12 protein-coding genes are annotated in these 15033 nt (G+C 43.0%); 6 read left to right on the top strand and 6 right to left on the bottom strand.

The window, feature by feature from the left end; translation table 11 throughout:
* Nucleotides 1–8 precede the first annotated feature (8 nt).
* Nucleotides 9–800 carry a putative hydro-lyase gene (locus tag ACOZ9X_RS00345; RefSeq protein WP_423416534.1) on the top strand — a complete coding sequence of 264 codons (792 nt, stop codon included), beginning with the start codon at nt 9–11 and terminating at the stop codon, nt 798–800.
* A gap of 307 nt (nt 801–1107) precedes the next feature.
* Here the strand turns inward: ACOZ9X_RS00345 and ACOZ9X_RS00340 are convergent, their stop codons facing one another.
* The 6 genes from ACOZ9X_RS00340 to ACOZ9X_RS00315 all read right to left on the bottom strand — a co-directional run bounded on the left by ACOZ9X_RS00340 (nt 1108) and on the right by ACOZ9X_RS00315 (nt 9037).
* Nucleotides 1108–2079 carry a carbohydrate kinase family protein gene (locus ACOZ9X_RS00340; RefSeq protein ID WP_423416533.1) on the bottom strand — a complete coding sequence of 324 codons (972 nt, stop codon included), beginning with the start codon at nt 2077–2079 and terminating at the stop codon, nt 1108–1110.
* A gap of 15 nt (nt 2080–2094) precedes the next feature.
* Nucleotides 2095–3585, bottom strand: a complete 1491-nt coding sequence (locus ACOZ9X_RS00335) for a glycoside hydrolase family 32 protein (RefSeq protein WP_423416532.1) — start codon at nt 3583–3585, stop codon at nt 2095–2097.
* A gap of 61 nt (nt 3586–3646) precedes the next feature.
* On the bottom strand, nt 3647–5083 hold the full coding sequence (locus ACOZ9X_RS00330) for a PTS transporter subunit EIIC (protein ID WP_423416531.1): 1437 nt from the start codon (nt 5081–5083) through the stop codon (nt 3647–3649).
* A 164-nt stretch (nt 5084–5247) separates the two neighbouring features.
* On the bottom strand, nt 5248–6240 hold the full coding sequence (locus ACOZ9X_RS00325; RefSeq protein WP_423416530.1) for a LacI family DNA-binding transcriptional regulator: 993 nt from the start codon (nt 6238–6240) through the stop codon (nt 5248–5250).
* A gap of 356 nt (nt 6241–6596) precedes the next feature.
* Complete coding sequence (locus ACOZ9X_RS00320) at nt 6597–7406, bottom strand: YihY/virulence factor BrkB family protein (RefSeq protein ID WP_423416529.1); 810 nt, start codon at nt 7404–7406, stop codon at nt 6597–6599.
* Between the two features lie 338 nt (nt 7407–7744).
* Nucleotides 7745–9037, bottom strand: coding sequence for a hypothetical protein (locus ACOZ9X_RS00315; protein WP_423416528.1), 1293 nt, complete (start codon nt 9035–9037; stop codon nt 7745–7747).
* Between the two features lie 301 nt (nt 9038–9338).
* On the opposite strand from ACOZ9X_RS00315, the gene ACOZ9X_RS00310 reads away from it, so the two are divergent.
* The 5 genes from ACOZ9X_RS00310 to ACOZ9X_RS00290 all read left to right on the top strand — a co-directional run bounded on the left by ACOZ9X_RS00310 (nt 9339) and on the right by ACOZ9X_RS00290 (nt 15022).
* The gene (locus ACOZ9X_RS00310; protein WP_423416527.1) at nt 9339–10742 is read left to right on the top strand and encodes a DHA2 family efflux MFS transporter permease subunit; all 1404 of its coding nucleotides are present in this window, start codon (nt 9339–9341) and stop codon (nt 10740–10742) included.
* A 142-nt stretch (nt 10743–10884) separates the two neighbouring features.
* Complete coding sequence (locus tag ACOZ9X_RS00305; protein WP_423416526.1) at nt 10885–11337, top strand: hypothetical protein; 453 nt, start codon at nt 10885–10887, stop codon at nt 11335–11337.
* A 478-nt stretch (nt 11338–11815) separates the two neighbouring features.
* Complete coding sequence (locus ACOZ9X_RS00300; RefSeq protein ID WP_423416525.1) at nt 11816–13357, top strand: ATP-binding protein; 1542 nt, start codon at nt 11816–11818, stop codon at nt 13355–13357.
* A gap of 168 nt (nt 13358–13525) precedes the next feature.
* A complete protein-coding gene (locus ACOZ9X_RS00295) occupies nt 13526–13738 on the top strand; it encodes a hypothetical protein (protein ID WP_423416524.1) in 213 nt (70 codons plus the stop codon).
* Nucleotides 13739–13891: 153 nt separating this feature from the next.
* Nucleotides 13892–15022: a SpoIIE family protein phosphatase gene (locus ACOZ9X_RS00290; RefSeq protein ID WP_423416523.1), complete on the top strand. Its 1131-nt coding sequence runs from the start codon at nt 13892–13894 to the stop codon at nt 15020–15022.
* Nucleotides 15023–15033: the final 11 nt, after the last annotated feature.

Raw genomic sequence — 15033 nt, 5'->3', positions numbered from 1 at the left:
AGCTTATTATGAACGCACTAGACCGTTTAAATCCTGTCGAAGCTCGTGAACTGATAAGCCGCGGTGAGTGGAGGAAGCCGACAAGCGGACTCGCAAACGGCTTTACACAAGGAAATCTTGTAGTGTTGCCGAAAGATCTGGCGTTTGAGTTCCTCCTGTTCTGTCAGCGAAATCCGAAGCCTTGTCCGGTGCTTGATGTAACTGAGCCAGGTTCTGCTGTTCCTGCACTTGTTGCACCTGATGCCGATCTACGCGTCGACATACCGAAGTATAACGTTTATCGTCATGGCGAGCTCGTTGAAGAATGTACTGATATTACTTCGCTATGGAATGAAGACATGGTCGGCTTTCTGCTCGGTTGTAGCTTTACGTTCGAACATGCACTGATGAATAACGGCATTCCTGTTCGTCACATCGAGCGCGGCTGTAACGTTCCGATGTTTAAAACAAACATCGAGTGCGTGAAAGCCGGACGATTTGAAGGTCCGATGGTCGTGAGCATGCGCCCAATTCCTGAAAAAGATGTCGTTCGAGCGGTTCAAGTAACAAGCCGCTTCCCTTCTGTTCACGGAGCTCCAGTTCATATCGGTAATCCAGAAGCGATCGGTGTGCAAGATTTATATCAGCCAGATTTCGGTGACCCTGTTCAAATCCATGACGGTGAGGTTCCTGTGTTTTGGGCATGCGGGGTAACCCCTCAAGCCGTCGCGATGCATGTAAAACCTGAGATCATGATCACGCATGCCCCCGGTCATATGTTCATTACCGATGTTCGTGATGAAAAGTATGGTGTTTTGTAAGAAAATCGTTGAATGAGGAGAGAATCTACTTCGGTAGATTCTTTTTTTGTGTTTAATTAGTAGTGAATAGCTAGGAAGCAAAGCTTTTGTGCGAAATGTAAAACTTCGTGTGCGTAAATGATGTCGAAAAGTGCGAAGTGGGTGTCGAAGTGTGCGCAACAGGATAATATTTGTGCGGAAAAAAATGAAAAAATATGCGAATGTGTAACAAAAATAAAAACGCGTACCATGAAAACGCACACTTTCTATCTCATGGAAAAAGGCGGTCAAAAGTATAATCTACTTTCAAGACCGCCTTTCACCCTGATCAACTCTTACCCATTAGTTCCATCACTTGTTTCTTATTTGGCAGTGCCGAGATCGCACCTTTTCCACTTGCCGTTAATGCACCGCTTGCATTCGCAAACTGCAAGATTTCTTCATGGTGCTCTTGGACTAAGTTTACTAAATTCTCACTTGTAGCTTTTGCCTCTAGCAGTTTGAACAAAAATCCACCGATAAACGCGTCACCTGCACCCGTTGTATCCTGTACTTCTACCTTGTACCCTGATGATTGCCACTTTGTGTCTGGTACGAAGAGGTCAGCTCCTGCTGCACCCTTCGTATACACAACTGCTTGCACATCACCTACAAACAAGGATTGAATGGCTTCATCAACATCATGGATGCCTGTGATGAATTCCAGCTCTTCATCGGACACTTTCACAATATGTGCGTGCGGTAAAAACTCATGAATCGCATTCCGGCAATCTGCTGGACTCTCCCATAGAGGAAGTCTCACGTTCGGGTCAAAGCTCACAAGCCCGCCTTTTATCTTCACAAACTGAACCGCTGTCCGATGCGCCTCTTTCATTGGACTTTCAACTAGGTCCACGGAGCAGAAATGAAGGATGTCTCCTTCAATAAACCACTTCTCGTCGATCTCTTCTCTACTCAGAAGCAGATCAGCAGAAGGTTTTCGGTAAAAGGAGAAATCGCGCTCACCGTTTTCTTTTAATGAAACAAAAGCAAGTCCTGTATTCGCTTCTTTCGTGCGAGAGATCTTATCCGTCTCTACCCCTGCATTCGTCAGCTGTTCGATAAGAAAATCACCAAACGCATCGTGACCAAGTTTCGTTATCATCGATGCTTCGTGTCCAAATTTCGCAACTGCAGCTGCAACATTGGCCGGAGCCCCACCAGGAGCACGTTCGAACGAAACGACATCTTTTAAGGCCACACCTTTTTGTTCTGGAATAAAATCGATTAGTACTTCACCGATTGAAAAAAGTTTTGACATACTCCCACCCTTACCTTAAACCGTGATTCCTTGAGATAGCTCGTGCTTCGTATAGCTACCCCTCAACTTATCATCACTAAACACTTTGATTCCTTTGGATTCCTTTTTAGGAAACACTCTTGTCGTAAACACAACTTCGCCATCATTGATAAAAATTTCTGCTATGCTGTGATCCACAAACACGTGGACCTTAACTGAATCACCAATCCCAACCTCTGAACTTCGCACATAACCGAAATCGCCGCCAAATGCTGCATCAAATTTTTCACGGTTCAACGAGACGATTTGTTTTTTTCGATCAAACGCCACGACTAGGCCTTCCGTTTCAGATGAAAACAATTCTACGCCAAAATGGTTTGTTTCAATATTGTTAAGTTCAAGCTCCAACTCGTATTGACTTGACGTATTCTGTAGCTCAACAGCTCCCTCCGCAATCACCAACTCAGAGGATTCCGATTGTACCCTTAACTGTTTTAACTCATCAGCTGGTTTTTGGAGAAGCTTTCCACCTACCACCTCAAGCTCACGTGGGATTGAAAGGCAATGCGCCCATTTTTCCTTATCTGTTGGGTACTCGACCTCACCCATTCCAGCCCATGCGAATAGAAGACGTTCATTATTTTTTCCTGCGAACGATTGTGGTGCGTAAAAGTCGAAACCTTTATCCAGTTCGTGATATGTTTCTACCTCGAACGTAAGTCTCTCAAGATCTAACTTTCCGATAACAGAAATCACATTATATAGATTATGATAGTTGTGCCCATCAACATCTAAGCCTTGCGGAGAGACAATGAGTACATCTTTCCCGCTAACTTCGAAGTAATCAGGACACTCTAGCATATACACAGAATTCGGCAGATCTAATGCTAGCTTCAATTCACCTTTAAAACGCCAATCCACTGCATTTTCAGATTCATAGACAATGAGGGCACCTGTCTGGTCCGTGCGCTGTGCACCTAACAACATGTAATAAAGTCCGTCTTTTTCAAAGACCTTCGGATCCCGAACATGTCCCGTATATCCTTCTGGAACACCTTCGATCACAGGGTTGTGAGCATATTTCGTAATCGTCCCGTCTTGCTCCATGATCGCTAAGCACTGGTTAGCAGATCTCTCTTCGGCACTATATTTGATGTTGCCTGTGTAGTACATGTACAGCTTTCCATCTACTTCAAGAGAAGCACCTGAATAGGCACCATGTGATTCATAATCCTCTACCGGAACAAGTGCTACCGGCTCCCTTTCCCAGTTCACGAGATCACTCGATTTCACATACGCCCAGTGCTTCATGCCGTGCATGGCATCGAACGGATACCACTGGTAAAACACATGAAACTCGCCATTAAAATACGCGAGACCGTTCGGGTCGTTAATCAATCCGAACTGCGGGTGTATATGATAAGCTGGCTTCCATCGGGAGTCAGCCGACATCCTTTTCAAGTTGTCCAATTCATTTTCTTTTGCTTCCAAGATCGTTCTATATTTTGGTTCCATATATTTTGCCATAATGAGTCCTCTCCTGCTTAAAAATAGCGATGAGAGGAATTTCTCCCTCTCATCCTTGAGATTAGTCCATGTTTGGTTTTCTTACTTTTAAATAAATGATCGTTAAAACCGCTCCGACTGCGAGTGCCAACAGATTTGCCGCTACATAGTGAAGGTGTCCACTATCTTTTGCAGCGATGATCGCAAATCCAGGTATAGCCGTTGCGCCAAAACCAAGAGCTTTGATTCCTGATAAGTAGACGTACGCACCGCCGATTGCACCACCGATACTTCCCATGATCAGAGGAAACTTGTATTTAACGTTTACTCCGAACAGAGCTGGCTCTGAGATTCCAAACAACGTTGATCCAAATGCAGAAACACCGATTTGTCTCGCTTTTTCACTTTTCCACATGGCTAACGTGTAACCAAGAACAGCTCCACCCTGACCCATCAACGCAACAGACATTAATGGCATAATGAAATTCGAGCCTGTATCCGCGATCAATTGAGCCTCAACAGCTCCAATGACGTGATGAAGACCTGTGATCACGATGATCTGCTGAACGCCTGCAAACAACATGAATCCTACAATACCAAGATTATCAACAGACCACATCAGCCCGTTTGTAATCCCGTCTGACAGCAAGCGGCCTAATGGACCCACCGCTGAAAACAGTAGAAATCCTGATACAACAATCGTTAAGAACGGTGCCAAGAAAAGTTTGATCATATCAGGTACTTTTCGGCTGAAGAATTTATCCAGCTTCGCAATAACAAATCCCATCATCAAGGCGATGATAATACCGCCTTGAAAAGCAACAAGAGACACTTTTAAACCAAGTAAGCTGATTACTTCCGGTTTGACTGTCCCATTTCCAACTGCATAGGCATTGGCAAGATCCGGGTGAAGCATGATCGCTCCAAGGACAAGACCGAGTACAGGATTCCCACCGAACCGTTTTGTTGCTGAATAAACAACGAGTAGCGGTAAGATCGTGAAAATACCAGTAGACATGATTGAAATGAAACGGTTAAACCCTTCGATTGCCGGGTACATCTCTACAACTGATTTCGGACCAAAGATTCCTTTTTGGCTTAGTAGTCCTGTAACACCCATTAAGAGTGCAGCCGCAAGCAAACCAGGAATAATTTCTACGAATACATCAGACAATGCTTTAATTCCTCTTTGGAACGCATTTTGTTTTTGAGCAGACTGTTCTTTTACATCGGCAAGTGACATTCCAGAAATGCCAGCTTCCTCTGTAAATACGGCATACACGTCATTGACCGTTCCTGCTCCAATGATAATCTGGAGCTGATCGCCAGCTACAAACGATCCCTTCACATGGTCAAGTTCACCGATAGCCTTCGTGTCAGCCAGCGAGTTATCTTTAAGTACAAGTCGCAGTCTTGTCGCACAATGAGCTGCGCCTTGAATATTTTCTTTTCCGCCTATCAACGTGATCATTTCCTTAACGGTAGGCAGGTATTTTGATTTTATATTTGAATCAGCCATCGTTTGTTCCTCCCCTAGAAACATTTATGGAACCGGTTCCAATTCATGATAAAAAAATTCCGTTGTTTCCATTAAGAGTATAACCCTTATGGGAACCGGTTCCACAAACCTATAATAAAATAGCTGATAACATTTTGCAACCCTTTTCTGAAAACGTTATCAGCTTATATTTTCTTTACACTTTCCCCTTCAATAAAATGAAATCCGGAAACCTGCAGTTTCTGAACTTCTACACCTTCTGTCATGTTGATTATTGTTTTTGCAGCTTGGATACCCGTCTGTTCATTTTTAAAACGAATCGTCGTTAGTGTTGGATGAATGACTTCCGAAATGTTATATCCTCCAAAACCAGCCAGTGAATAATCATCCGGGATTTTTTTTCCGAGTTTCGATATCGTCTTCATCGCTCCAAATGCGATCGTATCTGTTGCACAAATAATGGCTGTAGGTGTTGAAGTTTCAAGTGCTTTTTTTGTAACTTCAGAAGCGTTATGTAGATCGAACTGTGAAATGTATGTTTGCACGTCTGTAATCCCTGCTTGTAGAAGTCCATCCAAAACGCCCTGCTTACGCTTCTTCCCAACGGCTACATCACTTTCGGTTACGCCAAGATAGACAATAGATCGATGGCCTTGTGTTGCCATATATTGTCCCATTGCAAAACCTGCTTCATAATCGTCATTTATGATGCAGTTAAACTCATCCACTTCCTGCGCAACAACGAGTACCGGAATACGAATGGACTGAATGGTCTGGTAATGCTTATCAGTTATACCCGTAGAAATAAGGATGATGCCGTCCACTTTTTGGCGTGACAGATTGATTAGGCTTTCGATTTCTCGATCTACATGCTTGCTCGTACTGATGATGAGCGTCGTATATTCACGCTTGCGTAGCTCTTCATCAATCGCCATCAATACCGTAGATGTTACATACGAATCCAACGTAGGAGCGATCACACCAATAAAATTTGTTTTCTTCGCTTTTAAGCTTTGAGCAAATGAGTTCGGTTCATAATTGTTTTCTTCGATTACTTTTCGAATTTTCGCTTTCGTTGTTTCACTAACATTGCCCCCGTTCAGATAACGAGAAACAGTACTTTTGGCAACGCCTGCGAGCTTCGCTATATCCTTGATCGTTTTATTCATGTCATTCACCTGCTTTTTTAAACATCTCGATGGTTACCATTATAGTATAAAACTTATTTGTTTGTTTACACACCTAATAAAATTTCAAAAACATAATCATTCTGAAAGTTTTTTCTAAAACCAATGTTTGTAAGGCGCGTCTTCTTCGGAAAAGGGCATGTTTTACGTAGTAGGATACCCGCCCTTGAGTGTTGAATGAAGAACTGTGTGCGTAAGTCATGTCGAAAGGAGTGAACTATATGTCGAAATGTGTGTTCAAATAAGAAAAATGTGCGTAAAACATGAAAAAAAATCCACCTCTGATCCCACTCTTTCCAAACATCACCAACAAAAAAGACTGATCCTGTTCTAGGATCAGCCTCTATTCACTTTCCGCCCGCCGGATACACCACGGTATTCAGCAATCCCCCTAGGATGATGATCATCGCAGACAGGTAGAACCAAAGCATCAGAACGACGAGACCTGCAACTTGACCGTACAGCGCGGAATAGTTGCTTCCACTCACGTACGTTGCGAATCCCATCGAAACGAGCTGCCAGACGATCGTCGCAAGAAATGCCCCCGGAAGTACTTTACGGAATCCAAGCTTGATGCTCGGGGCAAAGGAATAGAGCATGATAAAAAACAATAGCAGAAACACAGTTCCTATTCCCCACTGGATAATGATCCATAGCTTTTGAAAAGCTAGGTTTGAAAAGATGCCTTCCAAATACACGCGCAGTATTTTCTCAAACAACGGAACAAATACGGAGAACAGGACAGCGATCATGAACCCAACAGTTAGCAACAGACTTTCTAAAATCTGTTTTAACATGTTTTCTTCATTTCGAACTTGATACGCATCATTCATGATACGCTTCATGCTTTGAAAGCCCATTGATGATAGCCACAATGTAATGATCAAACTAAACGACAAGAGGTTTCCTTCCTGTCTCATAACGGTATAGGATAACGTCTTATCAATCAGATTGTATGTGCTCTCTGGCGCATACGGCTGGACTAGCTCTAAAATATTTTCTTCTCTTAGTGGTAAATATGTCAGCAATGAATAGATGACGAGCAAAAATGGAAAGACCGACATTAAAAAATAATAGGCCATCTGTGCCGATAAATCGTACACCCTTAATTTGAGAAATCGGTCACCTAGTTGGTGTAAAACTTTAACGATATTCATGTTGCAACACCTCTTTTGTTAAAGCCAGTCCATAAATACAGCAATATAATATATACGCTAAAAGCAGTCAAATTAGATCACTTTTTTGTAAAAAATCATAGGGTGAAATTTTTTAAGGTGTAAGCTGGCCTAAAGCTTTCTAAACTCTATAAACATCAATTTATGGGTCAACACAACCTGTCTATGAGTCTCAGCATACTTTATATGGGTCTTCTTTATAATTCTATGAGTCTTCCTCACCTTTCTATGGGTCCTCTTCTTACCCTCTTGCCAGCATCAATCAAGTGTATGCAACAAAAAAATGCCCCTCATAAGCATGAGAGACATTTTTCCTCGATCTATTCTACCGCTCGAGCTGCAGCTTCAACGAGATCGACTGTTTGGTCCACTGTATTTCGTCGAAACTCCTTGAACTCCTCTGTGATGTATACGGATTTGTCTTCTGGGTAAAATTCTTGTGCTGCTATATGCAGATGTCCACCTGGAATGTCGGTCGCACCAAGACCTAAGCGAACGCGATTCGAGCGGTACATGCTTTCGTTAGACAGATAGCTTCCGCCTCCACCCTCTTTCGCTTTAGAGCCTGGAGTTGGTCCATCTTCATTACAAACTGCCTGGTCTTCAAAGTTTGGCGGCAGCCATTCACATACTTTATCATTTCGGAAAACCGGCCACGGTCCCGTTTTTGCCGCAATCATCTCTTCATACGGAAGAGTTGTTTCAATAAACTCCGGAAGTGGCTTTGGCATCGGCCAATGAGCTACAGGTGGTGTAACTTCCGCTCGTTCTTCGAGCTTGTTGTCAGCTCCCGTATGATAGCGTCCGGCATATCCTTCGATCGCCATCTTACGCGGCCCGCCTTGACTGATGGTCATGATTAGATCCACTTGTTTCGAGCCTTGGTTCAAAAATGGACCAAACGTATTCTCAACGATTCCTTCTTCAAAATCATCCCATCGAACAGGAAAATTCGCCGCTTGAATGACGGCTAGTCCATCACCTGTCCACACCCATCGTCCATCGAGCTGTAGACCGCTTGCACCTGAAGGGTTGGTTCTTCTAAATTCTTGTTCAAGGCGATACGGATCGAATCCACTCACAAGGATCCGCTTCACTTTTTTGCTTTTCGGATAATTAATGGTCGTAATGCCTCTTGATGTGTATTCTAATGATTTCATTAACTTTTCGCGTTGTTCTTTCGTCACGTTAAACGCAGGATCCCATTGTCTGAGAGCACTCGTCATATGTAATCTTGCCCAGTATAGCGGTCGGTCATCGTAGGAATCAAGCTCACCTAGATCGTGTCTCTTTCCCTGAGCGCGGTCAACGGCTGTTTTCCATAGAGCTGTTCCGTGCTTCTGTATCACTTTTTCAGCTTTCTCTGGAGTTCTTGCTGAACATAGATCTTTTTTAAAATGAACCACGTATGAGTTAAATTCACTTTCCTTCAATAGCTGTTGCGGAATCGGTCTGCCATCCTCAATTCTTTGCTCTTCTGCTGTTAAAACTACATTCGGATCAAAACAGCTTGTCTGATTCTTTGCTTCTGCTGTTTCACCATTTTCAAAAATAACGACTCCGAGCAACAAAGCGCACGTCATTCCAATGCTTCTTCCAAATGATATCTTCACGAAACCACTCCTTTTGTTCCTTATTGTAGAATAACGACGAAATCATTTGAATAGTATGAATTGTTTAATCCTGTATCATCCCGTCCAAAACAGCCATCCTACTACCCAGGTATAAATGAGTGTTTTTTATTTTAGGTACACATTCAATACGATGATCAATAAAATAAATGCGATTCTGATCATCCGCACGTTTCTCATTAATGCATGTTGTGAGTGATTTTTAAAAGCATCATTATGTCATTTCCGTTGAAAATCCTGTAAGCTGTACACATCATAAAATGTTAGATGGGATGGAACGGCTATGGAAACTGTACAAAATGTTAAACAATCGACGATCGTGGCCTTGCTACTGGCGGGGACATTTATTGCGATATTAAACCAAACACTCATGATCACTGCGATACCGCCGATCATGAAAGAGATGAACATCACGGCGAACAGCGCTCAATGGCTGACGACCGTGTTCATGCTCGTAAACGGGATCATGATTCCGGTCAGTGCGTTTTTGCTCGAACGGTTCACCACGCGGCAGCTATTTATTTCGGCGATGAGTGTGTTCGCTGCAGGAACGCTCGTTGCAGGACTGGCGCCAAACTTTGAGACACTCTTACTCGGCAGAGTCATCCAATCAAGTGGAGCTGGGGTTATGCTGCCACTCATGCAGACGGTGTTTTTGATGATCTTCCCCGTGAACAAACGCGGATCAGCGATGGGGTTAGTCGGGCTCGTTATCTCATTCGCACCAGCAATCGGCCCTGCTCTTTCAGGCTGGGTAACATCACATTACTCTTGGCGGATACTTTTTTTCATTATCTTGCCTATTGCTATCATTGATATAATCGTAGCCTTTTTCGCTTTAAAAAATGTTACGGAAACATCGAAAACAAAAGTAGATGTTACATCCATCATTCTGTCATCGTTCGGTTTTGGAGGATTGCTATATGGATTCACGTGTGCAGGAAATCTAGGCTGGACTGCACCAAGCACGCTGATTTGGCTCGCAATCGGTGTTGTGGCTCTTGTTTTATTCATCACACGACAACTGCGTTTAGCACATCCGATGCTCGAGTTCAGGGTGTTCGCAAACTCTATCTTCCCACTTACGATCATCATCGGAATGATTACATTCTTAGGTCTGATCGGCGCGGAGACAATCATACCGCTATTCATGCAGAACATGAGAGACTTTACAGCGTTTGAAGCGGGTCTTGCACTCTTACCAGGAGCGCTCATCACGGGGCTATTATCACCGATCACAGGGAGACTTTTCGATAAGTTCGGTGCGCGCTGGCTTGCAATCATCGGGTTAACGATCATCACTGGATCATCCTTTGCGTTTGCCACTCTAAGTCCAGCCACATCGTTCACATTTTTAACCGTGATGTACGGTGTTAGGATGTTAGGCCTTGCGATGGTCATGATGCCTGTTGCAACGGCTGGACTCAACCGACTTCCGAAGCGTTTGATTCCACACGGAGCAGCGATGGACAATACGATGAAAATGATCGCAGCATCAGTTGGTACTGCCATTTTAGTCACAGTCATGACAACTACCGCTGAAACGGCGGAAGCGCGTCCTGAAATCACACACCCTGATATGTATGGTGCAAATATGGCGTTTATCGTCGTATCCGTATTATCCTTGATCGGACTTGTGATCTCATTCTTTATAAAAGAAAAACAACCAGAAACAGAGGGCAGCTGATTATAGCTGCCTCTTTGTAAATTTTGGTCTAAAATAGCTCGATTGTTCGTGACAAGCCTATTAGATTAAGTAATACTAAAGGTAAAGATTTGTCGTTTTAACATTTCAATACATATATCTTTTAAATTAGGAGGTTAACATCTTGAATCAGATTCAACATACGTTAGCCAAAGCACTCATAGATGATGCACCTGCGTTGGCTGAGCAGATACTCACACTACGGTTTAAGAAATACCCAATAAAAGATAAACAGCTGTTTGATCGTCAGTCGTCAACCGATTATATTATGAAATTAGTCCAACTCTTAGGCAGCTCACTCGTGCTGTCACCGTCCGCAAGAGAAGATGGACTGAAAGTATGGTCTGTACAAACCGCTCGCTATGCGCTCGAATACGGTCAATCATTGGATGTTGCGATGCAATCAACACTATTTATTCGCAGTGAGATTCTTCAAGTGATTGAACGTCTAGCAGAACAAGAAGAAACAAGCGTAAAAGAAGTGGTATTTATCATTCAAGAGATAAATCAGATGCTCGATCTATGCTTTCAGGTGTTTACCGAAACCTATATGGAGAGTATTTTAGAAGCGATGTAATAAGCTGCAGCAACACTTGATCATTAGATCGAGTGTCTTTTTTTGTTTACTTTTCCTAATTTTAATTTCTTCTATAATTATTGTCGCTTTTAGACATCATTGATTGGTGTAGGGTGCGAGACTCCTACGGGACGAGCGGTCAGGTGGAGACTCCTAATGGCGCATAGCGGCAGTCCGAAAAGTGGAAGTGACTCGTTCAGCCCCGACAAGCAAAAGTTGAATGGGCTATGAAGGCGCACTTTGCCTTCTTGACTGTTTAACTTTTGACCTCGAGGGGCTAGTCACTGTAACTAGACAAGAGGCTCACCGCACGCCCGTGGAAAGCGAGCACCTGAAACGGAGAGCAACAACTTTCACGGACACCAACAGAACTACTTATAAAAGTTTCATCATTCCTTATCTTCCATAGAAGGGATGTTTGTCGTAATGTCGAAGGTTTCATCAGATAAATCGGAAACTGTTACAGGAGGCAAACCTCATGGAAAGTTGTAGGGATATAGGAACGAAGATAAAAGAAAACAGCAAACAACTTGTAGACAAACTAAAGCCGATCAAGAACTTGGAGACTGACTTTTCGATCTACAAAACCAAAGTCTCTCACTGGATGGACATTCTTTTTCAATACTTAGGTGAAGGTTTATCAGAAAATGTTCAAACCGCTGAAGAGAAGATTAAGAAATGGGCTGACGCATTTGGCCAGCGCTCTTCTGACATGGAGATTCCGCTCGATTATGCGCTTCATTTTATCTTCGAATCCCGCGTTATCGTCTCAGCATTTTTAGAAAAAGAATTTGAAACACATGGCTCGAAAGCTGATCGCGCTATCTATGCGGCAAATCGTTTGAACTTGCTGATTGATTCAGCCGCTCGTTCAATCGTTACACATTATACGACCTTCATGCATAACACGAAAAAAGCACTTCAACATACGAATCGAAATCTGGATATCTCCATTCTCGAGTTAAATAACATTCGAACCGCTCTATTTGAAGGAACGATTTTCTCCGTCACAGACAAGGACGATCGCATCATTCAAGTAAACGACCATTTTTGCGAGTTAACGCAATATACCCGGGAAGAGCTCATCGGACAAGATCACGGCAAGATCTTCTATTCTGGGGTTCATACAGAGAGTTTCGTTCAGCATATTCAACAAGAGATTAAAGCAGGGCGCGTATGGAACGGCGAAATCTGCAACAAAGCGAAAGACGGCTCACTCTATTGGGTGGATACGACGATCGTTCCTTTTCTAGATCCGGAAGGCGTTGCCTATCAGCACATCTCAATCCAATACGATGTGACGGAGAAAAAGAAAACTGAGGAAATTTTATTGAAGTCTGAGAAGGTTTCCTTGATTGGTGATTTGGCCGCGGGAATCGCTCATGAGATTCGCAATCCACTCACATCCATTGCAGGGCTCGTTCAGCTCATTAACGAATCTGATCAGGAGAAGAATACATTTTTCAAAGACATCATTCTGACTGAGATCAATCGCATTAATTTTATCGTAAGTGAACTGATGGTCCTTGCGAAGCCACACGCTGTCTATTTCAGCTGGTTCAATATCGTAGAAAGTATCCAGAACATCATCGATTTGATGCAACCTGAAGCAAATTTGCGGAACGTGATCATCTCCTTTCAGAAGGAGGAAGACATGCCGCTTCTGTATGGTGAGAAGAATCAGCTGACCCAAGTGATCATCAACATGATCAAGAACGCGATGGAAGCTCTGCCTGACGGTGGTGAGATCACGCTCGCCTCCACTTCTATTGATGGACACGTCGTTCTTTCTGTAAAAGATAACGGGGTCGGTATGACGGACGAGCAACAAAAAAGAATCGGCGAGCCGTTCTATACGACAAAGTTTAACGGGACGGGCCTTGGGCTCATGATTTGCTTTAAAATCATTCAAAACCACGGAGGATCGATTCAAGTTGACAGCAAACTGAACGAAGGCACCTCCTTTCAGATCACATTGCCCGTACATGCGGTTGCATCGGTTTATCCTGTACATAAATAACGCGCGACAGTGAAGAATCTACTTGTTGTAGGTTCTTTTTTTGTAGAATTAGTTGGTGTTGGAGAGGTTAGCGATGGTCGTGAGCTGCTTAGCGTCGTCACAGCTTGGTTACATGTGCAAAGTGGAAGTTTAGCGGTGGGTCTCACATAAGAAACTTGAGTATGTACTATGGCGATATGTGTCGAAAATCGTTTAAATTATTTTATACGTGAAATTATTGTGGTTATGCGTGAAATTAATACACTTATCCGTGAATATAATTTGGATTACCGTGGATATATTTCAAGCAGTCTATCTGGTGTGTACAAACCGCAACAATGTCCTTATCCTGAACACAGTCTTTTACGCAACACACCACCTCTTCTGCAATCACTAGCATAATCACTCCTAATAAACTGTTCCACCACTTCTATCCCACTCTAAATAATCTAAAAAATAGTCCCATCCCCCATTTACTTGTATACTAGAGTTATAGAAATGAATGATCTTAGAAAAACACACAATAAATGGTACATATAAGGGGAAGAAGTTTGAATGTCCATTCTGATCGTTGATGATAATACAGTAAATTTATTTGTAATAGAAAAAATATTGAAGAATGCAGGATACGATGACTGCACCTCTCTTTCGTCTGCTCAACAGCTTTTCGATCACCTCGAAGAAAACGAAAAAGAGCTGAACAAAAAGTCGATCGACCTGATTCTCCTTGATATCATGATGCCGGAGATCGATGGGATTGAGGCTTGCCAGCGCGTTCAAAAAGACGAGCGTTTCAAAGACATTCCGATCATCTTCATCACAGCGCTCGAAGACTCTACGAAGTTAGCAGAAGCGCTCGACTGCGGCGGTATGGACTATGTGACGAAGCCGATCAATAAAGTAGAACTGCTTGCTAGAATTCGAGTAGCACTGCGATTAAAATACGAAAAAGATTGGCATGCCGAACAAGAACAAAAGATTCAGAACGAGCTCGATCTTGCGATGCAAGTTCAAAAAGGCTTGTTGAATCCGCCGATTAAGGAAGACAACATCACGATAAACGTGTCTCACCTGCCTTCCTTTAAGCTCGCGGGCGATATGTATTATTGGCACAAGTTCGATGATCATCGTTATGGTATCATCTTGCTCGATATGATGGGGCATGGCATCTCCTCTTCTCTTGTTTGCATGTTCATCTCGTCTGTTATGCGAGACAGCATTAAAGAACTGAAAGATCCTGAACTCGTGATCAAAGAGTTGAACCGTTATATGGCGCTTCTACATAACCCTAAAAACGACTACAACTACTATTTCACAGGCATCTACCTTTTGATCGATACTGAGAAAAAGACGGTTGAATACGTGAATGCCGGTCATCCGGAAGGCTATGCGCTCGTTGATAACTCTTTTCAATCCATTGAACGGAGCTGTTTTGCAGTCGGTTTCTTTGAACAGATCGAAGTGAAGAAGTCTGTTATCCATTACGAAGACAACATTCAAATGCTGCTCTTTACGGATGGTGTGTTAGAAGCTGGGAATGATGAAGAACGAATGTTAGAGAAGCTGAAGTACGTGGCTTCTGAAAAATGGAGCAACATCCGCTCGCCGATTCATCTTGTCATTCCAGAAGAACAACAAAAAGGTCAGAGCGATGACATGTGTATCATGATGATTCAAGCAAAATAAAAAAGCAGGAT

It is taken from the genome of Fictibacillus nanhaiensis, assembly GCF_049537595.1.
Classification (GTDB): Bacteria; Bacillota; Bacilli; order Bacillales; family Fictibacillaceae; genus Fictibacillus; species Fictibacillus nanhaiensis_F.
This window is presented reverse-complemented; position numbering and strand designations above follow the sequence as displayed.

Excerpts from the sequence above, each read along its gene's own strand:
- ACOZ9X_RS00345 (WP_423416534.1), top strand. The coding sequence starts at position 9 with ATGAACGCACTAGACCGTTTAAATCCTGTCGAAGCTCGTGAACTGATA.
- ACOZ9X_RS00320 (WP_423416529.1), bottom strand. The coding sequence starts at position 7,406 with ATGAATATCGTTAAAGTTTTACACCAACTAGGTGACCGATTTCTCAAA.
- ACOZ9X_RS00330 (WP_423416531.1), bottom strand. The coding sequence starts at position 5,083 with ATGGCTGATTCAAATATAAAATCAAAATACCTGCCTACCGTTAAGGAA.
- ACOZ9X_RS00310 (WP_423416527.1), top strand. The coding sequence starts at position 9,339 with ATGGAAACTGTACAAAATGTTAAACAATCGACGATCGTGGCCTTGCTA.
- ACOZ9X_RS00295 (WP_423416524.1), top strand. The coding sequence starts at position 13,526 with ATGGCGATATGTGTCGAAAATCGTTTAAATTATTTTATACGTGAAATT.
- ACOZ9X_RS00290 (WP_423416523.1), top strand. The coding sequence starts at position 13,892 with ATGTCCATTCTGATCGTTGATGATAATACAGTAAATTTATTTGTAATA.
- ACOZ9X_RS00300 (WP_423416525.1), top strand. The coding sequence starts at position 11,816 with ATGGAAAGTTGTAGGGATATAGGAACGAAGATAAAAGAAAACAGCAAA.
- ACOZ9X_RS00335 (WP_423416532.1), bottom strand. The coding sequence starts at position 3,585 with ATGGCAAAATATATGGAACCAAAATATAGAACGATCTTGGAAGCAAAA.
- ACOZ9X_RS00340 (WP_423416533.1), bottom strand. The coding sequence starts at position 2,079 with ATGTCAAAACTTTTTTCAATCGGTGAAGTACTAATCGATTTTATTCCA.